The following is a 22697-nucleotide window of genomic DNA, read 5'->3' on the forward strand; positions in this document are numbered from 1 at the left end:
CTGGGGGGCGCGCGAAGCGCGTAGGGGGGGGCATGAAATTCGTTGACGAAGCCACCATCGAGGTAGTTGCCGGCAAGGGCGGCAATGGCGTGGCGAGCTTTCGCCGCGAGAAATTCATTCCCTTCGGCGGACCCGATGGCGGGGATGGCGGGCGGGGCGGCAGCGTGTATGCCGTGGCCGACCGCAACATCAATACGCTGATCGACTACCGCTACGCCCGCCTGCACCGCGCCCAGAACGGCGAGCAGGGCAGCGGTTCGGACCGCTATGGCGCCGGCGGCAGCGACATCACGCTGCGCATGCCGGTGGGCACCATGGTGTACGACGCCGAGACCAACGAGCTGCTGTTCGACCTGGCCACCCATGGCGAGAAGGTCGTGCTGGCCGCCGGCGGCAACGGCGGCCTGGGCAACCTGCACTTCAAGTCCAGCACCAACCGCGCGCCGCGGCAGTTTACCCACGGCCGTCCCGGCGAGCAGCGCAAGCTGCGGCTGGAGTTGAAGGTACTGGCCGACGTCGGCCTGCTGGGCATGCCCAACGCCGGCAAGTCCACGCTGATCCGCAAACTGTCGAACGCCCGGCCGAAGGTGGCCGACTACCCGTTCACCACCCTGCATCCGAACCTGGGCGTGGTGCGTACCGACGCCGAACGCAGCTTCGTGATCGCCGACATTCCCGGGCTGATCGAGGGCGCCTCCGAGGGCGCCGGGCTGGGGCACCAGTTCCTGCGCCACCTGTCGCGCACGCGCCTGCTGCTGCACCTGGTGGACGTGGCGCCCGTGGATCCCACGGTGGACCCCGTGCACGAGGCGCGCGCCATCGTCGAGGAACTGCGCCGCTATGATCCGGCCCTGTACGAAAAGCCGCGCTGGCTGGTGCTCAACAAGGTCGACATGGTGGACGATCCGCAGGGCCTGAAAGAGGCGTTCTGCCTGGAGTTCGGCTGGGACGGCCCGGTGTTCTGCATTTCCGCGCTGGCCGGCGACGGTACCCAGGAACTGGCCTGGGCCGTCCAGAACTGGCTGGACGAGCAGCGCGAGGCCGAACAGGCCTTCGACGAGGACCCGCGCTTCGTCGAGGCCCAGGCGCCCGCGCCCAAGGCGGCGCCTGCCCGCCGCCGCTCCCCGCGCCGGGTGCCGGCCGATGGCGGTGACGCGGGGGCGCAGACCCCCGAGGATGCTCCCGATGCCGACGGCGGCGATGCCGGTGCGGAAGGGGGCGATGGCGGTGGCGACGGCGATTGAGTTCCACGATGAATAGCACTTCAGTGATCGCCGCCGCCCGGCGGGTCGTGATCAAAGTAGGCTCCTCGCTGGTCACCGACGAGGGGCGTGGCCTGGACCGGCGGGCGCTGCTGCGCTGGGCCGGGCAGATCGCGCACCTGCGCGCGCTGGGCAAGGAAGTGGTCCTGGTGTCCAGCGGCGCCATCGCGGAAGGCATGCTGCGCCTGGGCTGGGACAAGCGGCCCACGCTGGTGCCCGAACTGCAGGCGGCCGCGGCGGTCGGCCAGATGGGCCTGGCGCAGGCCTACGAAAGCGTGTTCGCCGAACATGCGCTGCATACCGCGCAAATCCTGCTCACCCATGAAGACCTGTCTGACCGCACGCGCTACCTGAACGCGCGCTCGACGCTGTTCACGCTGCTGCGCCTGGGCGTCGTGCCCATCATCAACGAGAACGACACCGTGGTCACGGACGAGATCAAGTTCGGCGACAACGACACGCTGGGCGCGCTCGTGACCAACCTGATCGAAGCGGACGCGCTGATCATCCTGACCGACCAGGCCGGGCTGTATTCGGCCGACCCGCGCAAGCATCCCGATGCGAAGTTCGTGTCGCACGCGCGCGCGGGCGAACCGGAGCTGGAGTCCATGGCCGGCGGCGCCGGCAGCAGCCTGGGCAAGGGCGGGATGCTGACCAAGATCCTGGCCGCCAAGCGGGCGGCCGGCAGCGGCGCGCATACCGTGATCGCGTCGGGCCGCGAACCGGACGTGCTGGTGCGGCTGGCCGGCGGAACCTGCATCGGGACCGAACTGCGCGCCTCGCTGCCGCTGCTGTCGGCGCGCAAGCAGTGGATCGCCGATCACCTGCAACTGCGGGGCCGCGTCACCGTCGACGAAGGCGCGGCCCTGGCGCTGACCCGCGACCACAAGAGCCTGTTGTCCATAGGCGTGACGGCGGTCGAGGGCGAGTTCGAGCGCGGCGACGTCGTGGCCTGCGTGGACGCCTCCGGCAGGGAGCTGGCGCGCGGGCTGATCAATTATTCCTCCGGCGCGACCCGCCGCATCATGCGCCAGCCCTCGAACCGGATCGAGGCGCTGCTGGGCAGCATGGAAGAGCCCGAGCTCATGCATCGGGACAACATGGTCATCCGCTGACCGCCATTCCCGTATATCGACGACAACAACCGAGACGCGGGGGCGACGTTCCGATGGACGTCGCCCCCGCGTCTCTGTTATTTTGTGTACGCTGTACACATTTCCTGTTCCCATCCAACCCGCCATGTCGCGCGCCGGCATGAGGAGCTCATCCGTGACTGCCGACCTCGACCGCCGCAAACGCTGGCTGGCCTTGATGGTGTTGTGCCTGGGCGTGCTGATGATCGTGCTCGACACGACCATCGTCAACGTCGCGCTGCCCTCGATCCGCGACGACCTGAAGTTCTCCGAGACCGCGCTGGTCTGGGTGGTCAACGCCTATATGCTGACCTTCGGCGGCTTCCTGCTGCTGGGCGGGCGGCTGGGCGACCTGTACGGGCACCGGCGGCTGTTCGTGGCCGGCATCGCGCTGTTCACCGTCGCCTCGCTGGCCTGTGGCCTGGCCCAGTCGCAGGCCGTGCTGGTGGCGGCGCGCGCGGTGCAGGGCCTGGGCGGCGCGGTGGTGTCCGCGGTGTCGCTGTCCCTGATCATGATGCTGTTTCCCGAGCAGGAGGACCGCGCCAAGGCCATGGGCGTCTACGGCTTCGTGTGCGCGGGGGGCGGCAGCATAGGCGTGCTGCTGGGGGGCTTCCTCACCAGCGTGCTCAGCTGGCACTGGATCTTCCTGGTCAACCTGCCCATAGGCGCGGCCGTCTACGGCCTGTGCATGGCGCTGCTGCCTGCCAGGGGCGGGCAGCCGGGCGAGCGGCTGGACATGGCCGGCGCGGCGGCGATTACCGCCTCGCTGATGCTGGCCGTGTATGCCGTGGTCAACGGCAACGAGCGCGGCTGGACCTCGTTCCATACGCTGGGCCTGCTCGGCGCCGCCGCCGTGCTGCTGGCCGCTTTCCTGGCCATCGAATCCCGGGTGCGCGCACCGCTGATGCCGCTGGGGCTGTTCCGGCTGCGCAACGTGGCCACGGCCAACGCGGCGGGCGTGCTGTGGGCCGCCGCCATGTTCGCCGTCTTCTTCATTTCCGCGCTGTACCTGCAGGTGGTGCTGGGCTACAGCCCCATGCAGGTGGGGCTGGCCTTCCTGCCGGCCAACGTGATCATGGCGGTGTTCTCGCTCGGCCTGTCGGCCCGGCTGGTGATGCGCTTCGGCATCCGCACGCCGCTGGCCTGCGGGCTGGCGGTGGCATCGGTGGGCCTCGCGCTGTTCGCGCGGGCGCCGATCCACGGCGATTTCCTGATCGACGTGCTGCCCGCCATGTCGCTGCTCGGCCTGGGCGCGGGCATCGCGTTCAACCCCATGCTGCTGGCGGCCATGAATGACGTGGATCCCCGCGATGCCGGGCTGGCCTCGGGGGTGGTGAACACCTCGTTCATGATGGGGGGCGCGCTGGGCCTGGCCGTGCTGGCCAGCCTGGCGGCCGCGCGCACGAGTTTCCTGCTGGAGCGGGGCGCCGCCCAGGTGGCCGCGCTGAATGGCGGCTACCAGTTGGCCTTCGCCCTGGGGGCCGCCTGCGGCGCGGTGGCCGCGGTCCTGTGCGCGATGCTGCTGCGCCCGCCCGCCGCGGCACGGGCGGGGGATTCCGCGTCGGCGGCCTGACGGCGCGAGGGAACCGGGCGCAGAGGCCACGGCCGGGGCCAGATGCGCGCGGGCGTCGCTCGCGCTACCATCTGGCCTGCGTCCTGGCCGACGCGTCCACGCAACGCAGGTTTCACCAGGTCTCCTCCGTATGCGCTACATCCTTTCGCTGGACCAGGGCACGACCAGTTCGCGGGCCCTGCTGATCGACCATGCCGGGCAGATCGTCGCCGTCGCCCAGAAGGAATTCCCCCAGCTGTTCCCCCGCCCGGGCTGGGTCGAACACGACCCCGAAGACATCTGGACGTCGCAACTGGCCGTGGCGCGGGCCTGCCTGGCGCGCGCGCCCACCTCGCTGGTGGGCAATGGCTATTCGCGCGCGCCCGCCATCGCGATCGGCATCACCAACCAGCGCGAGACCACGGTGCTGTGGGACCGCATCACCGGCAAGCCGGTGGCCCGCGCCATCGTCTGGCAGGATCGGCGCACGGCCGAGCGCTGCGACCAGTTGCGCCGCGAAGGGCACGAGGCGCTGATCCAGCGCAAGACCGGACTGGTGCTGGACGCCTATTTCTCCGCCACCAAGCTGCAATGGCTGCTGGACCATGTGCCGGGGGCCCGGCAGCGCGCGCGCAACGGTGAACTGGCGTTCGGCACCGTCGATGCCTGGCTGATCTGGAAGCTGACCAATGGCCGCGTGCACGCGACCGATGCCAGCAATGCCTCGCGCACGCTGCTGTTCGACATCCATCGCATGGCCTGGGACGAGGAACTGCTGGACCTGTTCGACATCCCCGCCAGCGTGCTGCCCGCCGTGGTGCCTTCGTGCGCGGTGCTGGGCGAGACCGACCCCGACCTGTTCGGCGCGGCCGTGCCGATCGCGGGCGTGGCGGGCGACCAGCAGGCGGCTACGTTCGGACAAGCCTGCTTCGAGCCCGGCATGGTCAAGAACACTTATGGCACCGGCTGCTTCATGCTGATGAACACGGGCACCGTGCCCATGGCCAGCCAGAACAAGCTGGTGGCCACGGTCGGCTGGCAGGGGCCGGCCGCGGCCGAGCCGGCCACGCGTACCGCCTATTGCCTGGAGGCCTCGGTCTTCATGGCGGGCGCGACCATCCAGTGGCTGCGCGACGGCCTGAAGATGATCGCCAGCGCGCCCGAGGTCGAGCCGCTGGCCGCCAGCGTGGCCGACTCGGGCGACGTCTATCTGGTGCCGGCCTTCACCGGACTGGGGGCGCCGGACTGGGACGCCTACGCGCGCGGCACGCTGATCGGCCTGACGCGCGGCACGACCCGTGGCCACATCGCCCGCGCGGCGCTGGAGTCGATCGCGCTGCAGGCCACCGATGCGCTGACCGCGATGATGGGGGATTCCAGCCTGGCCATCCGGGAACTGCGGGTGGACGGCGGTGCCTGCGGCAACGACCTGCTGATGCAGATGCAGGCCGATTTCCTGGGCGTGCCGGTGGTGAGGCCCCAGGTTACCGAGACCACCGCGCTGGGCGCGGCCTACCTGGCGGGCCTGGCCACGGGGTTCTGGGCCGACGGGACCGAGATCGCCTCGCAGTGGGCGCTGGACCGGCGCTTCGAGCCCTCGATGTCCGAGACCGCCCGCCGCGCCAAGGTCGACCGCTGGCGCGAGGCCGTCGCGCGCTCCCGCGCCTGGGCCCGGACTTGACCGCGTCCACGCCGGCGCCGCTGCGCACCGACCGGGCCGGATTGCTGGCCCGGCTGGCCGAGCCCCGGCATTACGACGTGGCGGTGATAGGCGGCGGCGCCACCGGCCTGGGCGTGGCGCTGGATGCGGCCACGCGAGGCCTGCGCGTGGTGCTGGTCGAGGCCCACGACTTCGCCAAGGGCACGTCCTCGCGCGCGACCAAGCTCGTGCACGGCGGCGTGCGCTACCTGGAGCAGCGCAATTTCCCGCTGGTGCGCGAGGCCCTGCGTGAACGGCAGATCCTGCTGCGCAACGCGCCGCACCTGGCGCAGCCGTTGCCTTTCGTCGTGCCCGCCTACCGGTTCTGGGAACGGCCGTATTACGGCACGGGCCTGGTGCTGTACGACGTGCTGGCCGGCAAGGCCGGCCTGGGGCGCACGCGCTGGCTGGACACGCGGGCCATCACGGCCCGCCAGCCCGGGCTGCGGACGCAGGGGCTGCGCGGCGGCATCGAATACTGGGACGGCCAGTTCGACGACGCCCGGCTGGCCATCGCGCTGGCGCGCACCGCGGCGTGCGCAGGCGCGCTGCTGGTCAACCATTGCGCCGCCGTCGGCCTGATCCGCGAGCAGGGCAGGGTGGCCGGCGTGCGCTGCGAAGACCGCGAAACCGGCCGTGCGTATGCAGTGCGGGCCGCCTGCGTGGTGAACGCCGCGGGCATCTGGGTCGATGCCGTGCGACGCCTGGACGCCCGCGTCGAGGCCGCCCAGGACACCCTCCTGTTCAGCCAGGGCGCGCACGTGGTCGTATCGCGCGACTTCCTGCCCGGGGACCGGGCGCTGCTGGTGCCCCGCACGCGCGACGGCCGGGTGCTGTTCGCGCTGCCCTGGATGGGCAGGACTCTTATCGGCACCACCGACACGCCCCGGCCCCACCAGGAACTGGAGCCGCGCCCGCTGGCCGAAGAAGTGGACTTCCTGCTGGGCGAGGCCGGCCGCTACCTGGCGCGCGCGCCGGGCGCCGCCGACGTCTCCAGCGCCTGGGCGGGCTTGCGTCCGCTGGTGCGCCCGGCCGGACACGCCAGCACCAAGGACGTCAGCCGCGAACACGTGGTGCGGGTCGATAGCGACGGGCTGGTCACCGTGGCCGGCGGCAAGTGGACCACGTACCGGGCCATGGCCCAGGACACGCTGGATGCCTGCCTGGATGCCGGGCTGGTGCAATCCGCCGGCCCCTGCGTGACGGCCGACCATCCCCTGGTGGGCGCCGCGCCGGGCAGGCACAGCATCGGCGATGCCCCGGGCCTGTGGGGGTATGGCGGCGAAGGGGACGCGGTGCTTGCCCTGCCGGGTGCCGGCCGCGAACTGGGTGGAGGATTGACCGAGGCCATGGTGCGCTTTGCCGCGCGCCACGAATACGCGCGCACGGTCGAGGACGTGCTGGCGCGCCGTTCGCGCCTGCTGTTCCTGGACGCCCGCCTGGCACGGGAGCTGGCGGGCGAGGTCGGAAGGCTGCTGGCCGAGGAGACCGGCGCGGAGGCGGGCGCCGGGGCGTTCCGCGAACTGGCGGACAGTTACTTGCGCTGGCCGGCCGATGCGTCCTCGTCGGGCACCACCAGTTTTTCCAGGTAGGCCAGGTCCTCGCGCAACAGCCGCAGGGATTCCTTGACGTCGGGCACCCGGGCCCGGCGCGATTCGTCGCGCCGCAGGGCATGGATGGCCATGTCGGCGATGGCCTCGGCCACTTCCTGCTGGCCCAGGCGCCCGCTGGGCTTGAACCACCACGCGGTCCAGTTGCACATGCCGATCAGCCCGAAGGCCGCGACATGCGGGTCGGCCATGCGGAAATGGCCGAGCTGGATGCCGCGCTCGATGATGCCGCTGAAGTCCGCCAGCACGCTGCGGCGCGCCGTGTGCATCGAGGCGCGCTGGCGCTGCGTGAGGTCCGACTCGTTGCGGTCGGCCACGCGGAACTCGGCCGGGCGCGACAGGATGAGGTTGGCGTAGTCGGTGACCAGCTCGCGCAGGGCCTCGGCCGGATCACGGTCCTGGCGGGAGACGGCGGCGTTGGCCAGTTCCCGGGCCGAGGTCAGGATTTCCTCGGTCAGCGCCCGCAGGATCGCGTCCTTGTTCTTGAAATAGTAGTAGACGGCGGTACGGCTCAGACCCAGCGATTCGGCGATGTCCTGCATGCTGGTGCCGCCCGTGCCGCGTTCGATGAAGAGCTTGGCCGCGGCGTCCAGGATGGCGCCGCGCAGGACTTCCCCTTTCATCGTTGCCTTGGTGGGAAGCTCGTTCACGGATAGGGACTTTCCAGGATATGGGGCAGGAACGGGTGCCGGCCCAGGAGCCGATTATGGCATGTCGAAACCCCGTCTTCCCAGGGAAAACGGGCGCGGCGGCGAGTTTTTTTGACACTTCTGTCTGAATTTCAACGTGTATTGACAGTTAAGTCAAAAAATAGTCGAATGTGACAAAAGACGGTTGCATCCGCCGTCCGCGTCATCAGGAGACCCATCGTGAGCACCGGCGCCAACGCCCCCCAGCACGTCACCGCAGGCTTCTTGAACACCGACTGGAATCCGCGCGATCTTCCGGCCGGCGCCACCACCCGCAACGTCGTCCTGCGCACCGATGACGACGCCGCCACCACGGGCTCGCTCTACCTGCCCGCGGGCCCCCGGCCCCGGACCGTCGTGTGCGTGATGCACCCGCGCGAGTTCATGGCCTGCCACTACCTCATTCCCGACATCGTCGGCGCCGGCTACGCGGCCTGGTCGCAGGGCGCGCGCTCGGTCGGCAACGACCTGCGCCTGGAGCACGAGACCGCGCTGCACGACGTGGCCGCCGGCCTGGCCTTCCTGCGGGGCCAGGGGTTCGAGCACATCGTGCTGCTGGGCAACTCGGGCGGCGCCGGCCTGTATTCGTTCTATGCCCAGCAGTCGTCGCTGCCGGCCGCCGAGCGCATCGCCCGCACGCCGGGCGGCAAGCCCTCCGGCCTGGCCGGGCTCGACATGCCCCTGGTCCAGGGCCTGGTGCTGGTGGGCCCGCATCCGGGGCAGGGCGCGCTGCTGATGAACTGCATCGATCCCTCGGTACGGGACGAAGGGGACGCCCTGTCGGTCGACCCCGCCCTGGATCCGCTGAACCCGGACAACGGCTACCGCCCCGGCGGGCAGGCGCGCTATGCGCCCGGGTTCGTCGCGCGCTACCGGCAGGCGCAGCGCGACCGGGTCGAGCGGCTGGACGCCCTGGCGCGGCAATCGATCGCGCAGCGGCTGGGCGCGCGCAAGGCGCTCAAGGGCCGCGAGGACGTCTCCCAGGCCGAGCGCCGCGTGGCCGCCCATACGCCCGTGATGACCGTCTGGCGCACGGACGCCGACCTGCGCTGCCTGGACCTCAGCCTGGATCCGTCGGACCGGCATCCCGGTTCGCTGTGGGGCCGCGATCCCTATGCCTCGAACTACGGCGCGGTCGGCTTCGCGCGCTTCTGCACGCCCGAGAGCTGGCTGTCGACCTGGTCCGGCCTGTCGTCCAACGCCAGCCTGGCCGCGGCCGCGGACGCCATCGTCCAGCCCACCCTGGTCATCGAATACACGGGCGACCAGGCCTGCTTCCCGGGCGACGTGCGCGCCATTTACGACGCCCTGGCCACGGCCGACAAGCGCCATCTGCGGGTGCGCGGCGACCATCACGGCCGCGCGCTGGCCGAGGGCGAGGAGCCGGGCCGCTACGAGGCAGGCCGCCAGCTGGCGGCCTGGCTGCGCGAGCGTTTCGCGCACTGACCACCATCCATACGCAAGGGGAAACGACATGAGCAGCCTGAACGCCAGCGCCACGCCGGCAGGCAATACGACCGAAGCCGCACCCGTGGCGCCGTCCGCCCACGGGCTCGTGCTGCGGGGCGTCGATCACACGGCGCGGCCCACCTGGAAGCTGCGCGAGACCGTGACGTTCTACCGGGACATCCTGGGCCTGCCCCTGATCCACGTGATCTCGGCGCGCGGCTGGGGGCCGGCCACGCACCCGGACTTCCTGCATTTCTTCTTCGACAGCGGGAACGGCAGCACCATCGCCTTCTTCTATTACCTGGGCTCGGAGCCGCCGGCGGCCATGCGCGACCGGCCGCCCATGGCGCCCGTGCCCGACGACCACGTGTTCGACGCCACCCATACCGCGTGGCTGGTCCAGGGACAGGACGAACTGCGCGCGTGGAAGAAGAAGCTGGAGGATGCCGGCCTGCAGGTGTCGGTCGAGACCACCCACGAGGTGATCGAGTCGATCTACGTGCGCGATCCCAACGGCTACTTCATCGAGTTCACCCGCAAGCTTCGTCCGCTGACCCAGGTGGATGCCCTGGACGGACAACTGACGCTGCAGGCCGCGCTGGAAGCCGAGGACGAGGCCCGGGCCGGACAGCGGCGCGTGTCGGACATCGCCGAGATCTGGTCGCGCAAGGCCCGGCTGGTGGCCGAGCACGTGCGGCCCGGCGATGCGCGGGCATCGTCGGCGGTGCGCATCTTCGTGCCCCGCGTGCGCGAGTTCGCCGCCATCGTCGACGATGCGCGCGGCCGTGGCGACTGCCGTGTCGAGACCCTGGGCGACTACGACCGCATAGAAAGCGACGGTCCCATCGAGTTCCGCCGCAAGGCGCTGGGGCTCAAGCCCGCCATCTGGTATGGCCTGTTCACCGGCGGCGTGCAGGGCCGCATAGAAACCCTGGATCGTGACCGAGTTCGCATCGTTCCAGAATGAATCCCACCCCCTACGCCCTTCGGGCGCCCCCTCAAGGGGGCGGCGCTGGCGGACCGGCAAAGCCGGATCCGCGGCGCCCTGGATCGGAGCGCGGATTGAGCCGCGATGGAGATCTGGAGAGACTGACATATCGGAGGAGGAGATCATCATGCAAGACATACGGCACCCGATAGAAGGGGTCATCTACCATCCGGCCGAGCGCGCCGCCTCCTACCTGGACAGCGGGGCGTGGATGCGGTCCTCGGTGGGCGATGCCCTGCGCGCCACCGCGCGGCGCCTGCCTGGCAAGGCGGCGTTCATCACCGACGAAGGCAGTCTGAGCTTCCAGGAGCTGGACGAGCAGTCGGAACGGCTGGGGGCGGCGCTGCTGGAAGCGGGCCTCGCGCCCGGCGATCGCGCCATCTTCCAGATGGGCACCACGCTGGAAACCGTGCTGGCGCTGGCGGCCTGCTACAAGGCCGGCATCGTGCCCGTCTGCTCGCTGCCCCAGCATCGCGAACTGGAAATCGGCCAGTTGATCCGGCAGTCGGCGGCGCGCGCCTATTTCGTGCAGGCCGATTTCCATCCCAGCTTCGACCTGATCGCCTTCGCCCGCAAGATGGCCGAGGGCAGCGACACGCTGCGCCATCTGATCGTCGCCCGCGGGCCGGCGGGCGAGGGCGGCCTGGCCCTGCGCGACCTGATCGCCGGCATGCCGCTCGAGGCCGCACGCCGGCGCCTGGCCGAGGCGCCGCCGGGACTGGGCGACGTGCTGAGTTTCCAGCTCTCGGGCGGCACGACGGGAATGCCCAAGATCATTCCGCGCTTTCACGCCGAATACCTCGGCCATGCGCTGGCCTGCGCGGGCATGTACAAGCTGCGCGAGGACGACCGCTTCATGTGGGCGCTGCCGCTGCTGCACAACGCGGCCCAGGTGTACGTGCTGATCCCCGTGTTCGCCATGGGCGTGTCCGCCGTGCTCATGCCCAGGCTGGACCTCGTCCGCATGCTGGAACTGATCGAGGAACACCGGGTCACCCGCGCCGTTTCCATCGGCCCCATCGCCCCGCAGCTCATGACCTATCCGGACCTGGCCAGGCATGACCTGTCGGCCCTGCGCCTGTTCATCACCATGAGCCGCGCCGACCGCCTGGAGGCGCACCTGGGCGTGCCGTGTTCCAACCTGTTCGGCATCACCGAGGGGCTGCTGCTGGGTTCCCCGCCCGACGCCCCGCAGGCCCGGCGCTTCCAGACCCAGGGCTGCTCCGGCTGCCCGCAGGACGAGCTGCGCCTGCTGGAGCCCGATTCGGAAAAGCCGGTGGCGCCGGGACAGATGGGCGAGCTGTGCTTCCGCGGTCCCGCCACGCTGCCGGGCTTCTTCAACGCGCCCGAGGCGAACGCCCAGGCCTACACCTCGGACGGTTTCTACCGCACCGGCGACATGATGACCGCCCACGTGGTGGACGGCGTCACCTGCTACGCCTTCGAAGGCCGCCTGCGCGACAACATCAACCGCGGCGGCGAGAAGATCGGCTGCGAGGAAGTCGAGGGCCTGGTGGGCGCGCATCCGGCCGTGGCCGAGGCGCGGCTGGTGGCCATGCCCGATCCCGTCTATGGCGAAAAGGGCTGCATCTACATCGTGCCGCGTCCCGGGCAGGCCGCGCCGCAGGTCAGGGAACTGGCCGATTTCCTGGTTGCCCAGGGCCTGGCCAAGTACAAGTGCCCGGAGCGGGTCGAAGTGATCGAGGCCTTCCCGGTGACCAAGGTGGGCAAGCTGGACAAGCCTGCGCTCAAGCGCATGATCGCCGAGAAGCTGGCGGGCGAGACCGGCGCCGGCGGGCAGGATCCCAAGTCGGGGAGACCGGCATGACCAGCACCGAACACGTGCTCTCGGCCACGCCCTTCGTCGTGCGCCGACGCGTCAAGTGGGGCGACTGCGACCCGGCCGGCGTGGTCTACACCGTGACCTTCGGCGAATACGTCATCTCCGCCGTCGAGCTGTTCTACGGCATGCTGTTCGGCTCCACGCCCCAGCGCATCAAGGACGAACTCGGCTTCGGCACCCCCAGCCGCGCGCTGGCCTTCGACTTCCGCACCTCGCTGTGGCCGGACGACGAATTCGACATGCGCGTGACCGTGGAAGCGATCCGCCAGCACACCTACGCGCTCGACATCACCGCCACCACGGCAACCGGGCTGACCGCCTTCATCGCCAAGCTGACCCCCATCTGCGTCGCCCGCGGCGAGCGCCGGGCCATACCCGTGCCCGACGTGCTGCGCGACGCCTTGTCCTCGTACCAGACCGCCTGCGGCGCCGCCGCGGCGGCAGGGAGCCTCGCATCATGAAAATCGCCGTCATCGGAGCCGGACCCGCCGGCCTGTACTTCTCGCTGCTGGCCAAGAAGCACGACCCGTCCCACCAGATCCAGGTCTACGAACAGAATCCCGCCGGCGCCACCTACGGCTGGGGCGTGGTGTTCTCGGACGTCGGCCTGTCCTTCCTGCAAGAGGCCGACCCCGAGTTCTTCAAGGCCTTCGTGGCCCACCACGAACGCTGCGACTACATGGAGATCGTCCATCGCGGCACCCACGTGCAGGTCCACGGCAACCACTTCTCGCGCACCGCCCGCATCGACATGCTGCGCGTGCTGGAAGACGCCTGCCGGCGCGAGGGCGTCAGGATCGAATACAACCGCCGGATCGACGACGTGGCCGCACTGGCGCGCGAGGTGGACCTGGTGGTGGCGGCCGACGGCGGCAACAGCGCCGTGCGCAAGCAATTCGCCGACCACTTCCAGCCCAGCTTCGAGAAACGCCGCAACAAGTTCGCCTGGTACGGCACCCGCCAGCGCTTCCACCCGGTCTCGCTCATCTTCCGCGAGACGCCGCACGGCGTGTTCATCGCCCATAGCTACCAGTACAGCCCGGAACTGAGCACCTTCCTGGTCGAGGTCGATCCCGAGACCTGGCAGCGCGCCGGCCTGCACGAAGCCAGCGAGGACGAAAGCCGCCGCTACTGCGCCGACGTCTTCCGCCCCGAACTGGGCGGCAACGAACTGCTGACCAACCGCTCGCTCTGGTTCGAGGCCAACATCGTCCGCAACGAACGCTGGACCCATCGCAACATCGTCCTGCTGGGCGATGCGCTGCGCACCGTGCACTTCTCGCTCGGCTCCGGCACGCGCATGGCCATGCAGGACGCCATCGCCCTGCACCAGGGGCTGGTGCGACACCCCGGCGACCTCCCGGCCGCCTTCGCCGCCTTCGAAACCCAGCGCCGGCCCGCCTCGTCCAGCTTCCAGAACGCCGCCGCCCGCAGCCTGGACTGGTACGAGAACGTCGCCGACAAGATGCACCTCGACCCCGTCTCGTTCGCCTACGACTACATGCGCCGCACCGGCCAGGTCAGCCATGAAGACCTGAAACAGCGCGACCCCCATTTCGCCGCCGCGTGCGAGGCGCTGTCCTGCCACCAGCGCGCGCCCGCGGCCGCCTGATCCCCACACCAACGCAGCACAACACGAGGAGACACCATGAAAATCATCCTGCGCGGCGCCGCCGCCTTCGTCCTGGCCCTGGGCGCCGGCCATGCCGGTGCCCAGGCCCCCGCCTATCCCTCCAAGCCCGTGCGAGTCGTCCTGCCCTACTCGGTCGGCAGCGGCCCCGACGCCGTCACCCGCCTGGTCGGCGAAAAACTGTCCAAGGCCTGGGGCCAGCCCCTCATCGTCGAGAACAAGCCGGGCGCCAACGGCTGGCTCGCCATCGGCGACGTCAAGCGCGCCGCGCCCGACGGCCTGTCCCTGGTCGTGGTCGACAACACCCACATGACCCTGCACCCGCACCTGTACAAGAAACTGCCCTTCGACCCCGCCGCCGACTTCGAGCCCGCCTCGCCCGTCTACACCACCAACTTCTTCATCGTCGTCTCGGCCAAGTCGCCCTGGAACAACGTCGCCGACCTCATCGCCGACGCCAAGGCCAAGGGCGGCAACCAGACCTACGGCACCTGGGGCCTGGGCAGCGTCGCCCACATCGGCGCTTCCATGTTCCAGACCCAGACCGGCACCCACATGACCCACGTGCCGTTCAAGGAACTGCCCCAGCTCTACACCGCCGTCGCCACCGGCGAAGTCGACTGGGCTTTCGGCACCGCCGCCACCGTGGCCCAGCTCTACCAGGCCAAGAAGGTCAAGCTGCTGGCGCTGGCCGCGCCCAAGCGCCTGGCCCTGTATGACGGCGTACCCACCGTCTCGGAAGCCGGCGGCCCGGCCAACTTCGAACTGAAGACCTGGGTCGCCCTGTTCGCGCCCAAGGGCACGCCCAAGGCCGCCATCGACGCCATCAACAGCGGCGTCGCCAAGGCCGTGGCCGAGCCCGACGTGCGCAAACAGTTCGACACCTTCGGCTTCGAAGCCTGGCCCGCCTCGGCCGCCGACCTGGCCCAGGCGGTCAAGGCCGACACCCGGCGCTTCGAGTCGGTGGTCAAGCTGGCCAACATCACGCTTGACTGACCGCGCAGGAAGCGGGCGAATGTGTCGGGCATGAATAATAAGTAAGTGCTTCCTATTGAGGCGGCGGGATGCGGAGAGGGTTTTCGTGTGTCATGCGCCACGTAACCCTGGACGGATGGCCATGGCCCAAGTTCACAAAATGCATGGAATCCGACTGGATATGTCAGGCCGCTTACGGCTTTGACACCCCTGGGCGCCGGCTGCGATAATCGCCGCCCATGGCCTCCCGCCGATTCGGTTGTCCGCTCGTCCTGGGAACGAGAAGAACCGAGCCGCCTGAATCTGTAAAAATGCCAGGGCTTCAAGCAAAGGTTTGAAGCCCTTTTCTATTCGGGTTGCCTTTACATTTCAACACGATTACATACGTTCCGACCAACGCGTGCCCGGTTCGTTGCCAACCGGGCGGATAGAATGCGATGACACGGCCGACGCTGGGCGACGGCGTCGTACTTGAACAGGTTTTCTGGTGAATTTTTCCGAAGCAATCGTCGATATCACTACCGCTTTCCGCGATCGTTATTTCTGGATGGCCCTGGGCTGGCAAGACATTCGGGCGCGATACCGCCGGTCCGCGCTGGGGCCGCTCTGGATCACCATCAGCACGGCCGTCACGGTTGCCGCGATGGGGCCTCTGTACGGGGCGTTGTTCAATCGGTCGCCCGACGACTTCATTCCCCATCTGGCGCTTGGCCTGATTTTCTGGGCGTTCATCTCGGGCAGCATCAACGAATTCTGCGATGCGTTTTCAGGCTCGGCGCATTATCTAAAGCAGGTCAAACTGCCTTTGACGATTTTCGTGCTGCGAGTGGTTTATCGGCAGCTAATTATCCTGGGGCACAATATCTGCATTTACCCGATCATAATGCTGCTGCTCGGGAAGACGGTAAACGCGAATATTTTCCTCACGGTGCCCGCCCTGCTGCTGGTGTCATTCAACCTCTTGTGGGTCGGGTTGGTCGTGGCGATATTCTGCACGCGCTACCGCGACATGCATCCGGTGGTGGGCAGCGTCATGTCGCTCATGTTCTTCGTGACGCCCATCGTCTGGCAAGTGGACCAGCTGCCGCCCGAGCGTGCCTATCTGGCGCACCTGAATCCATTGACGATCATGCTCGAACTGATGCGCATGCCGATCATCGGCGTCGCGCCTCCGGCCATGTACTGGGTGGCCGGCCTCGTGGCCGCGGTGGCGGGCAGCATCGCCACCCTTTGCCTGCTGGCGCGTTTCCGGCATCGCGTGACCTATTGGCTGTAACCATGCACATCAACCTCAAGAACGTATCGATCCGCTTTCCCATATACGATGCCAAACAGCGGTCGTTCAAGCAGACCGTGCTGAATGTGGCCACGGGGGGCCGGATCATCGCATCGGGGCATGGCCTGGCGCAGGTCGAGGCGCTCAAGGACATCGATCTGGATATCCGCGAGGGCGATCGGATCGCCCTGCTGGGCCACAACGGTTCGGGCAAGACCACGCTGCTGCGGGTCCTGGCCGGTGTCTACGCTCCCGTGTCCGGATCGATATCGGTCCAGGGGCGGGTCACGAGCCTGCTGGACTCCATGCTGGGCATGGACGGCGAGGCGACCGGCTACGAGAACATCAAGCTGCGGAGCCTGTTCCTGGGCATCAGGCCGAGCGCCGTCAGCCGCCTGGTCGATGACATTGCCGAGTTCAGCGAACTGGGCGATTTTCTGAATATCCCGGTACGCACCTATTCGAGCGGCATGGTGCTGCGGCTCGCTTTCGCCATCTCCACCAGCGTCCAGCCGGAAATCCTCCTGATGGACGAATGGATGAGCGTGGGGGACGAACGCTTCAGGCAAAAGGCAGCGGAGCGGCTGGACGGGTTCGTCAAGGGTGCGGGGATCCTGGTGATCGCCACGCACGACATGGATCTGGCCCACCGGGTTTGCGACAAGGTCATCCATCTGGAGCACGGCCGCATCGTCAACGTGACGATGCCCGCCGCGGCATAACGACTACATAGGTTTTTCATGAAGAACATTCTGATCGTCGGTGCAGGTTTTTCCGGAGCAGTCATCGCCCGGGAGCTGGCGGAGCAGGGGCATCGCCTGACTGTCATCGACCAGCGCGAGCACGTCGCGGGCAATTGCCATTCCGCGCGGGATGCCGAGACGGACGTCATGGTCCACGTGTACGGGCCCCATATTTTCCACACCGATCATGAGCGGGTCTGGGAATACATCAATCGCCATGGCGAGATGATTCCCTTCGTCAACCGGGTCAAGGCGGTTTCGAAGGGACGTGTCTATTCGCTGCCGATCAACCTGCACACCATCAATCAGTTCTTCGGCAAGACACTGGCGCCCGATGAGGCCCGCGCGTTCCTCGAGAGCCAGGCCGACTTGTCCATCGAGTCGCCGCAGACTTTCGAGGAGCAGGCGCTGCGGTTCGTGGGCAAGTCTCTTTACGAGGCCTTCTTCGAGGGGTACACGCGCAAGCAGTGGGGGGTGTCTCCTTCCGAATTGCCCGCCAGTATCCTGAAACGGCTGCCCGTGCGATTCAACTACGACGACAATTACTACTCCCACCGCTACCAGGGGATGCCCCGGGACGGCTATACGCGGATCGTCGAGAGCATCCTGGATCATCCGGGCATCGAGGTGCGCCTCCAGACCCGGTACGAGCCCGCCATGCGGCAGGCCGCCGACCACGTTTTCTGGACCGGACCCCTGGACGCCTGGTTCGGATTCGACCTGGGGCGGCTGGGATACCGCACGCTGGATTTCGAAACGGTGCGCTGCGACGGGGATTTGCAGGGGACGGCAGTCATCAATTACTGCGACAGCGATGTTCCCTATACCCGCATTTCCGAGCACAAATACTTCTCCCCCTGGGAGAAGCACGAAAAAAGCATCGCCTATCGCGAGTACAGCCGCCTTTGCGGGGAAGACGACATTCCCTATTACCCCATCCGCCTCGTCAAGGACAAGGCCCTGTTGCAGCAATACGTGGACAGGGCGCGTGAAGAGAAAGGCGTGACCTTCGTGGGGCGGTTGGCCACGTACCGCTATCTCGATATGGATGTCACCATCAAAGAGGCCCTGGACGTCTCGGATGCGGTCAAGCCCGCGCTTGAAGCCGGCGCGCGACTGGATCCGTTCTACGTCAATCCCCTGGGCTGATCCATGCACGTCTGCGCGGTAGTCGTCACCTACAACCGCAAGGCGCTGCTCGCAAGGTGCCTGAAGGCGCTGCTCGGCCAGCAGCGGCCGCCGGACAGGATCATCATCATCGACAACGCCAGCACAGACGGCACGCCGGCGGCGTTGGAGCAGGACGGCACGCTTGCCCGGCCGGACGTGGAGCTGGTTACGCTCGAGCGCAACGAAGGCGGTGCAGGGGGCTTTCACCATGGCCTGGAGCGGGCCATGCGTTCCGGCGCCGAACTGGCATGGCTGATGGACGACGACGGCCATCCCGCGCCGGATTGCCTGCAGCGTCTATTAGAGGCGCGTCAGGGGCTGGACCTTTGGGGGCCCGTCGTGCTGGACGACAAGCATCCGGACCAGCTGTGCTTCCCGCTGCGCCTGCCAAGGAGTTCGCGCATCCTGCGCAGCCGCCGCGCCGTGGAAGAAGCGTGTACCGAAGGGCTGCTGCCGGAGGTGGTCATGCCCTTCAACGGCGTGCTGGTCACGCGCGAACTGGTGGCGAAGATCGGCCTGCCGCGCAAGGAGTTCTTTATCTGGGGGGACGATATCGAATATGTGTGGCGAGCCGCGCGGGCCGGTGCACAAATTGTTACAGTATGCGGTGCAAGCTTTTATCATCCCCGTCAGGACGACCTGGGTGCGCCGATGTTTTTTGGCCTGATGCATTTCAACAATACCGGATCGCTGCTCAAGCACTACTGCCTGTGCAGGAACAATACCGCCAACCTCCTGGCCTATCGCGGCCGGGTGGCGGCGCTCGTCTTCGCGGCCAAGACCCTGTGGTTCTACACCTTTTCCCGGCCCAGTCTGGCCCGGCTGCGACTGAGCTTGCGCGCGCTGGCGGCTGGATGGCGTGGAGATTTCTCGGGCCATCGGCGCTTCATCGAGTAAGCCTACGTGGACAATATTGCAGTCGTCATCGTCACGCACAACCGCTGCGAACTGCTGGCCCGATGCCTGGACGGGCTGGCCCGCCAGACCGTGCCGATCGGTGCCGTCTACATCATCGACAATGCATCGACCGATACGACACGCGATTACCTGTCCTGTCGCCGGGACCTGCCGCTGCGCATCACGCATAGCGAAGAAAACCTGGGAGGAGCCGGGGGGTTTTCGATGGGCATGCAGCAGGCTCATCGCGATGGGTGGGCGTGGATCTGGTTGATGGACGACGACGTGGTCCCCGCCGACGATTGTGCCGCGCAACTGCTGGCGCAAGGCAAGCCAGCCATGATCGCCGTGCGCGAGGGACTGGATGGTGCCTTGGCCGAACGTTCGGCCGTGCATTTCGATTTGCGCAACCCGCTCGCGCTCAGGCCCAAGCGCAAATCCGTGGCCCAGGTTTACCGCCAGCGTGGCCGGATGCCGGAAGTTTCCGACGTCGAGAACGTGGCCTTCGAGGGATTCATGGTGTGCCGCGAGGTCGTCGATGCGGTGGGGTATCCCGACGCCCGTTATTTCATCTTCTACGACGACGTCGACTACGCGCTGCGCATCCGGCGCGCCGGCTATCGAATCACCGCGGTGCGGGACGCGGTCATGGTGCGCCAGCTGGATTTCGTCCAGCAGCATGCCTTGGACTCCTGGAAGGGGTTCTACATGTTCCGCAATTTCTTCGTCGTGCAATTCAGGTACGGCGAGAACATCCTGGTCCGGCTGAAACCCTACTTGATCACCGTGGCTCTGGTGGGGATCAGTTTTTTCTCGGCCGAAGGACGGTCGCGGCGAAAAATGCTGTGGTCCGCGCTTCACGCCGCACGAAAATTCGACAGCCCGAGGGCTGACCTTCTAGAAAATCCATGACTACTTCGCTCTTGATCACAGGTGGGGCCGGATATATCGGCTCTCATGCCCTTGTCGAATTCCTTGCCGCCGGGCACCGGCCCATCGTGGTCGACAACTTCGTCAATAGTTCGCCCGAGGTGTTAAGACGTGTCGAGATGCTGTCCGGGAAACGCGTGGAGTGGCACCAGGGGGACGTGCGTGACGCCGCCCTGTTGGAGCGCATATTCGCCGGAGCGCGGGAGTCGGGAGCGCCAGTCGATGCCGTGGTGCACTTCGCCGGACTCAAGGCGGTGGGAGAGTCCGTGGCGCAGCCCCTGGTCTATCACGACAACAATGTGAACGGCAGCATCGTCCTGCTGCAGGCCATGGAAAAGGCGGGGGTTTCACGCATCGTCTTCAGTTCGTCGGCGACGGTCTATGGCGAACCGTTGACGCTGCCGTATACGGAAAGCCATCCGTTGGCCCCGACCAATCCGTATGGAAATACCAAGGCCATGGTGGAAGCCATCCTGGCCGATTGGTGCCGCGCGAAGGCAGGCAGGACCGCGATCAACCTGCGCTATTTCAATCCGATCGGAGCGCACGAAAGTGGCCGCATCGGCGAATCGCCCCGCGGTACGCCGAACAACCTCTTTCCTTTCATTACCCAGGTGGCCGTGGGCAAGCGCGACAAGCTCACGGTATTCGGCGACGACTATCCGACCCCGGATGGGACGGGCGTGCGTGACTATCTGCACGTATCCGATCTGGCCGTCGGCCACGTGAAAGCCGTCGAGTACGCTCGCGGTGGCGAATACGGCTGGATGGCCCTGAACCTGGGAACGGGGAAGGGGACCAGCGTCCTGGACCTGATCCGCACCTTCGAGGCGGTGACCGGGTTGTCCATTCCGTACGAGGTCGTCGCCCGGCGGCCGGGGGACGTGGCGCAGATGTGGGCGGACGCGGGCGCGGCAAGCCAGGTATTGGGCTGGCGAGCGGCGCGCAGCCTCGAAGAAATGTGCCGGGATGGCTGGGGCTGGCAGTCGGGCAATCCCGACGGCTACACGAGCTGATACGCCGGCGTCAGCCGAGACGGCACCCGCCGAAGCGAACCGACGGTTAGCGAACGATTTTTCCAATAATGACCGATCACTACATTCTTCAGAATTTCGTTTTTCCCGATGAAACCCTGGCCGATCGGGTCGCGCTTTACGCTCGCTGGGTTGCCGGTCCGTCAAGGCTTGCCGATACGCGCGGCGTGCTGCCCATCGCGCCCGGTACGACCATAGACCTGGCAACTTTCTTCAACGCGTTCAGCCACCGGAAATGGCATGCCCTGACCGGCCTCGGCGATCTGGCTGTCCGGTTGCGGGGAGAAGGCACGGTCGAGGTGACGGTTCATGCCCTGACGGAAACCGCCGCTGCGGCGGTGGTCTGCAGGCAGACCGTCGTGCTGGGAGACGGCGAAGTCCTGTTGCCCCTGCCCGGGCCCGCTAGTCTTCCCGGCACCATTCTGGCCCTGGAAGTCAGGAACGACACGTCGACCGAGGCAAGGCTCCTTTCCGTGGCATGGGTTACCGCCCAGGCTCCCCTGAGGCCGGTAAGGCTGGCCGGGGTCATTACGACGTTCAAGCGGGAAGCCGCGGCACGGGAGGCCATGCGGCGGTTTTCCGAGGTGACGATTCCGCGTTTCCCGCAAGGGGAGCTGCACTTATACGTGATCGACAACGGGCAGACGCTGGATCTCGTCGACACCGGGACCGTCACGCTTCTACACAACCCCAATCTGGGCGGCGCCGGCGGTTTTGCGCGGGGCTTGATGGAAGCGCGCAAGGCGGGCCATTACACCCATGTCCTGTTCATGGACGACGATGCGTCCTGCGAGCCGGAGAGCGTATGGCGGACGGTGGCCTTGCTCGCCAGATGCAAGGACGAGCGGGCCGGTGTCGCCGGCGCGATGCTGTACGTGGACCGCCCCACCATTCAGTTCGAAAAAGGGGCGGTGATGCGGGTGGACGCGGGGTCCGGGCCCTTCTGGCGTGCGTTGAACCATTTGCGGGATCTGAGCGATGCGGCCGTCGTTGCCGACAATGACGGGCCGGACGAGGCCAATTACGGCGCGTGGTGGTATTTCGCCTTCCCGCTTGCGGCGGTGCGGCACATGCCTTTCCCTTTTTTCGTCAGGGGGGACGATACGGATTTCAGCCTGTCCAACGACCTGCCCGTGGTCACCCTGAATGGCGTTGCCACCTGGTGCGACAATTTCGGCTACAAGCTGACTCCGCCCACCCACTATCTCGCATGGCGCAGCTGGTGGGCGCTTGCGTTGATGCACGGAGAGGTTTCCACCGCGCGCCACGGATTGTGGCGCGCCATGGCCGCCGCACTCGACCTGGCCATGAGATTCGATTATGCGGGGGCAATGGCGGTGCTGGACGGCCTGGAGGACGCCGCCCAGGGGCCCCGTTTCTTCGGCGAGAATCCGGCGCCGTTCGCCAGTCTTGCCAAGGTCAAGGGCCGGGATGCGGTGCGGGCCGCTTCGCCGGAGGAGTTCGAGAGCCTCGCGCGCATCTCCTATACCAAGTACAAGCTGAAACGGTTGCTCGGCCTGGTCAGCGTGGGAGGGCTGTTGATTCCCGACCTGCTTCTTCATCCAAGGCTGCCGCACGCGAGAATCGGCTGGGAGGCCGGGCGATGGAATCTGCTGAGAGCCCGCGCGTTCGTCTCTGGCGCGGGCGCGCAGCTTAACGTGCATGTACGAGACCGCCGCAAGCTGCTTGCCGTCTTGTGCCGGATGCTGAAGGTCCATTGGCGGCTGACCCGCCTCAGCCGTAGCCTGATCGAGCTCTATCGTACCGAAGGCAAGCATCTGCGGACCTCGGAGTTCTGGCAAGCGAAGCTGTATTAA

19 protein-coding genes are annotated in these 22697 nt (G+C 67.4%); 18 read left to right on the top strand and 1 reads right to left on the bottom strand.

Annotated features, from left to right (window positions below; translation table 11 throughout):
- Nucleotides 1-32 precede the first annotated feature (32 nt).
- The 5 genes from obgE to EV675_RS28710 all read left to right on the top strand — a co-directional run bounded on the left by obgE (nucleotide 33) and on the right by EV675_RS28710 (nucleotide 7238).
- Nucleotides 33-1244 carry a GTPase ObgE gene (gene obgE / locus EV675_RS28690; RefSeq protein WP_130362083.1) on the top strand — a complete coding sequence of 404 codons (1212 nt, stop codon included), beginning with the start codon at nucleotides 33-35 and terminating at the stop codon, nucleotides 1242-1244.
- Between the two features lie 8 nt (nucleotides 1245-1252).
- A complete protein-coding gene (gene proB / locus EV675_RS28695) occupies nucleotides 1253-2377 on the top strand; it encodes a glutamate 5-kinase (protein ID WP_165404827.1) in 1125 nt (374 codons plus the stop codon).
- 196 nt (nucleotides 2378-2573) lie between these two features.
- Nucleotides 2574-3968 carry an MFS transporter gene (locus tag EV675_RS28700; protein ID WP_423213256.1) on the top strand — a complete coding sequence of 465 codons (1395 nt, stop codon included), beginning with the start codon at nucleotides 2574-2576 and terminating at the stop codon, nucleotides 3966-3968.
- Nucleotides 3969-4098: 130 nt separating this feature from the next.
- Entirely contained in the window at nucleotides 4099-5628 is a 1530-nt protein-coding gene (glpK, locus tag EV675_RS28705) for a glycerol kinase GlpK (protein WP_130362086.1), read from the top strand.
- Nucleotides 5625-7238: a glycerol-3-phosphate dehydrogenase/oxidase gene (locus EV675_RS28710; RefSeq protein ID WP_130362087.1), complete on the top strand. Its 1614-nt coding sequence runs from the start codon at nucleotides 5625-5627 to the stop codon at nucleotides 7236-7238. The genes glpK and EV675_RS28710 overlap by 4 nt, the downstream gene beginning before the upstream one ends.
- Here the strand turns inward: EV675_RS28710 and EV675_RS28715 are convergent.
- A complete protein-coding gene (locus tag EV675_RS28715) occupies nucleotides 7181-7906 on the bottom strand; it encodes a TetR/AcrR family transcriptional regulator (RefSeq protein ID WP_130362088.1) in 726 nt (241 codons plus the stop codon). The two genes, EV675_RS28710 and EV675_RS28715, sit on opposite strands and share 58 nt — an antisense overlap.
- A 219-nt stretch (nucleotides 7907-8125) precedes the next feature.
- On the opposite strand from EV675_RS28715, the gene EV675_RS28720 reads away from it, so the two are divergent.
- The 13 genes from EV675_RS28720 (at nucleotide 8126) to EV675_RS28780 (ending at nucleotide 22697) form a co-directional block, all read left to right on the top strand.
- The gene (locus tag EV675_RS28720; RefSeq protein WP_130362089.1) at nucleotides 8126-9391 is read left to right on the top strand and encodes an alpha/beta fold hydrolase; all 1266 of its coding nucleotides are present in this window, start codon (nucleotides 8126-8128) and stop codon (nucleotides 9389-9391) included.
- A gap of 28 nt (nucleotides 9392-9419) precedes the next feature.
- Nucleotides 9420-10361 carry a VOC family protein gene (locus EV675_RS28725; protein ID WP_130362090.1) on the top strand — a complete coding sequence of 314 codons (942 nt, stop codon included), beginning with the start codon at nucleotides 9420-9422 and terminating at the stop codon, nucleotides 10359-10361.
- A 148-nt stretch (nucleotides 10362-10509) separates the two neighbouring features.
- Nucleotides 10510-12210 carry an AMP-binding protein gene (locus EV675_RS28730; protein WP_130362091.1) on the top strand — a complete coding sequence of 567 codons (1701 nt, stop codon included), beginning with the start codon at nucleotides 10510-10512 and terminating at the stop codon, nucleotides 12208-12210.
- Entirely contained in the window at nucleotides 12207-12686 is a 480-nt protein-coding gene (locus EV675_RS28735) for an acyl-CoA thioesterase (RefSeq protein ID WP_130362092.1), read from the top strand. Before EV675_RS28730 ends, EV675_RS28735 begins: the two co-directional genes overlap by 4 nt.
- Entirely contained in the window at nucleotides 12683-13837 is a 1155-nt protein-coding gene (locus EV675_RS28740) for an FAD-dependent monooxygenase (RefSeq protein ID WP_130362093.1), read from the top strand. The genes EV675_RS28735 and EV675_RS28740 overlap by 4 nt, the downstream gene beginning before the upstream one ends.
- Before the next feature lie 36 nt (nucleotides 13838-13873).
- On the top strand, nucleotides 13874-14851 hold the full coding sequence (locus EV675_RS28745; protein ID WP_130362094.1) for a Bug family tripartite tricarboxylate transporter substrate binding protein: 978 nt from the start codon (nucleotides 13874-13876) through the stop codon (nucleotides 14849-14851).
- Nucleotides 14852-15317: 466 nt separating this feature from the next.
- Nucleotides 15318-16106 (top strand): ABC transporter permease, encoded by a 789-nt coding sequence (locus EV675_RS28750; RefSeq protein ID WP_242621649.1) that lies wholly within the window; start codon nucleotides 15318-15320, stop codon nucleotides 16104-16106.
- 2 nt (nucleotides 16107-16108) lie between these two features.
- Nucleotides 16109-16828: an ABC transporter ATP-binding protein gene (locus tag EV675_RS28755; protein WP_130362095.1), complete on the top strand. Its 720-nt coding sequence runs from the start codon at nucleotides 16109-16111 to the stop codon at nucleotides 16826-16828.
- Nucleotides 16829-16846: 18 nt separating this feature from the next.
- Nucleotides 16847-17998 (top strand): UDP-galactopyranose mutase, encoded by a 1152-nt coding sequence (glf, locus tag EV675_RS28760; RefSeq protein WP_130362096.1) that lies wholly within the window; start codon nucleotides 16847-16849, stop codon nucleotides 17996-17998.
- A gap of 3 nt (nucleotides 17999-18001) precedes the next feature.
- Nucleotides 18002-18916 (top strand): glycosyltransferase family 2 protein, encoded by a 915-nt coding sequence (locus tag EV675_RS28765; RefSeq protein ID WP_130362097.1) that lies wholly within the window; start codon nucleotides 18002-18004, stop codon nucleotides 18914-18916.
- Nucleotides 18917-18922: 6 nt separating this feature from the next.
- Nucleotides 18923-19828 (top strand): glycosyltransferase family 2 protein, encoded by a 906-nt coding sequence (locus EV675_RS28770; RefSeq protein WP_130362098.1) that lies wholly within the window; start codon nucleotides 18923-18925, stop codon nucleotides 19826-19828.
- Entirely contained in the window at nucleotides 19825-20862 is a 1038-nt protein-coding gene (gene galE, locus EV675_RS28775; RefSeq protein ID WP_130362099.1) for a UDP-glucose 4-epimerase GalE, read from the top strand. Before EV675_RS28770 ends, galE begins: the two co-directional genes overlap by 4 nt.
- A 68-nt stretch (nucleotides 20863-20930) precedes the next feature.
- Nucleotides 20931-22697, top strand: coding sequence for a glycosyltransferase (locus EV675_RS28780; protein WP_130362100.1), 1767 nt, complete (start codon nucleotides 20931-20933; stop codon nucleotides 22695-22697).

The organism is Pigmentiphaga kullae, assembly GCF_004216695.1.
Lineage (GTDB): Bacteria > Pseudomonadota > Gammaproteobacteria > Burkholderiales > Burkholderiaceae_B > Pigmentiphaga > Pigmentiphaga kullae.

Coding starts and splice junctions, on each gene's coding strand:
- obgE (WP_130362083.1), top strand. CDS start 33: ATGAAATTCGTTGACGAAGCCACCATCGAGGTAGTTGCCGGCAAGGGC.
- proB (WP_165404827.1), top strand. CDS start 1,253: ATGAATAGCACTTCAGTGATCGCCGCCGCCCGGCGGGTCGTGATCAAA.
- EV675_RS28700 (WP_423213256.1), top strand. CDS start 2,574: ATGGTGTTGTGCCTGGGCGTGCTGATGATCGTGCTCGACACGACCATC.
- glpK (WP_130362086.1), top strand. CDS start 4,099: ATGCGCTACATCCTTTCGCTGGACCAGGGCACGACCAGTTCGCGGGCC.
- EV675_RS28725 (WP_130362090.1), top strand. CDS start 9,420: ATGAGCAGCCTGAACGCCAGCGCCACGCCGGCAGGCAATACGACCGAA.
- EV675_RS28730 (WP_130362091.1), top strand. CDS start 10,510: ATGCAAGACATACGGCACCCGATAGAAGGGGTCATCTACCATCCGGCC.
- EV675_RS28735 (WP_130362092.1), top strand. CDS start 12,207: ATGACCAGCACCGAACACGTGCTCTCGGCCACGCCCTTCGTCGTGCGC.
- EV675_RS28740 (WP_130362093.1), top strand. CDS start 12,683: ATGAAAATCGCCGTCATCGGAGCCGGACCCGCCGGCCTGTACTTCTCG.
- EV675_RS28745 (WP_130362094.1), top strand. CDS start 13,874: ATGAAAATCATCCTGCGCGGCGCCGCCGCCTTCGTCCTGGCCCTGGGC.
- EV675_RS28755 (WP_130362095.1), top strand. CDS start 16,109: ATGCACATCAACCTCAAGAACGTATCGATCCGCTTTCCCATATACGAT.
- glf (WP_130362096.1), top strand. CDS start 16,847: ATGAAGAACATTCTGATCGTCGGTGCAGGTTTTTCCGGAGCAGTCATC.
- EV675_RS28765 (WP_130362097.1), top strand. CDS start 18,002: ATGCACGTCTGCGCGGTAGTCGTCACCTACAACCGCAAGGCGCTGCTC.
- galE (WP_130362099.1), top strand. CDS start 19,825: ATGACTACTTCGCTCTTGATCACAGGTGGGGCCGGATATATCGGCTCT.
- EV675_RS28780 (WP_130362100.1), top strand. CDS start 20,931: ATGACCGATCACTACATTCTTCAGAATTTCGTTTTTCCCGATGAAACC.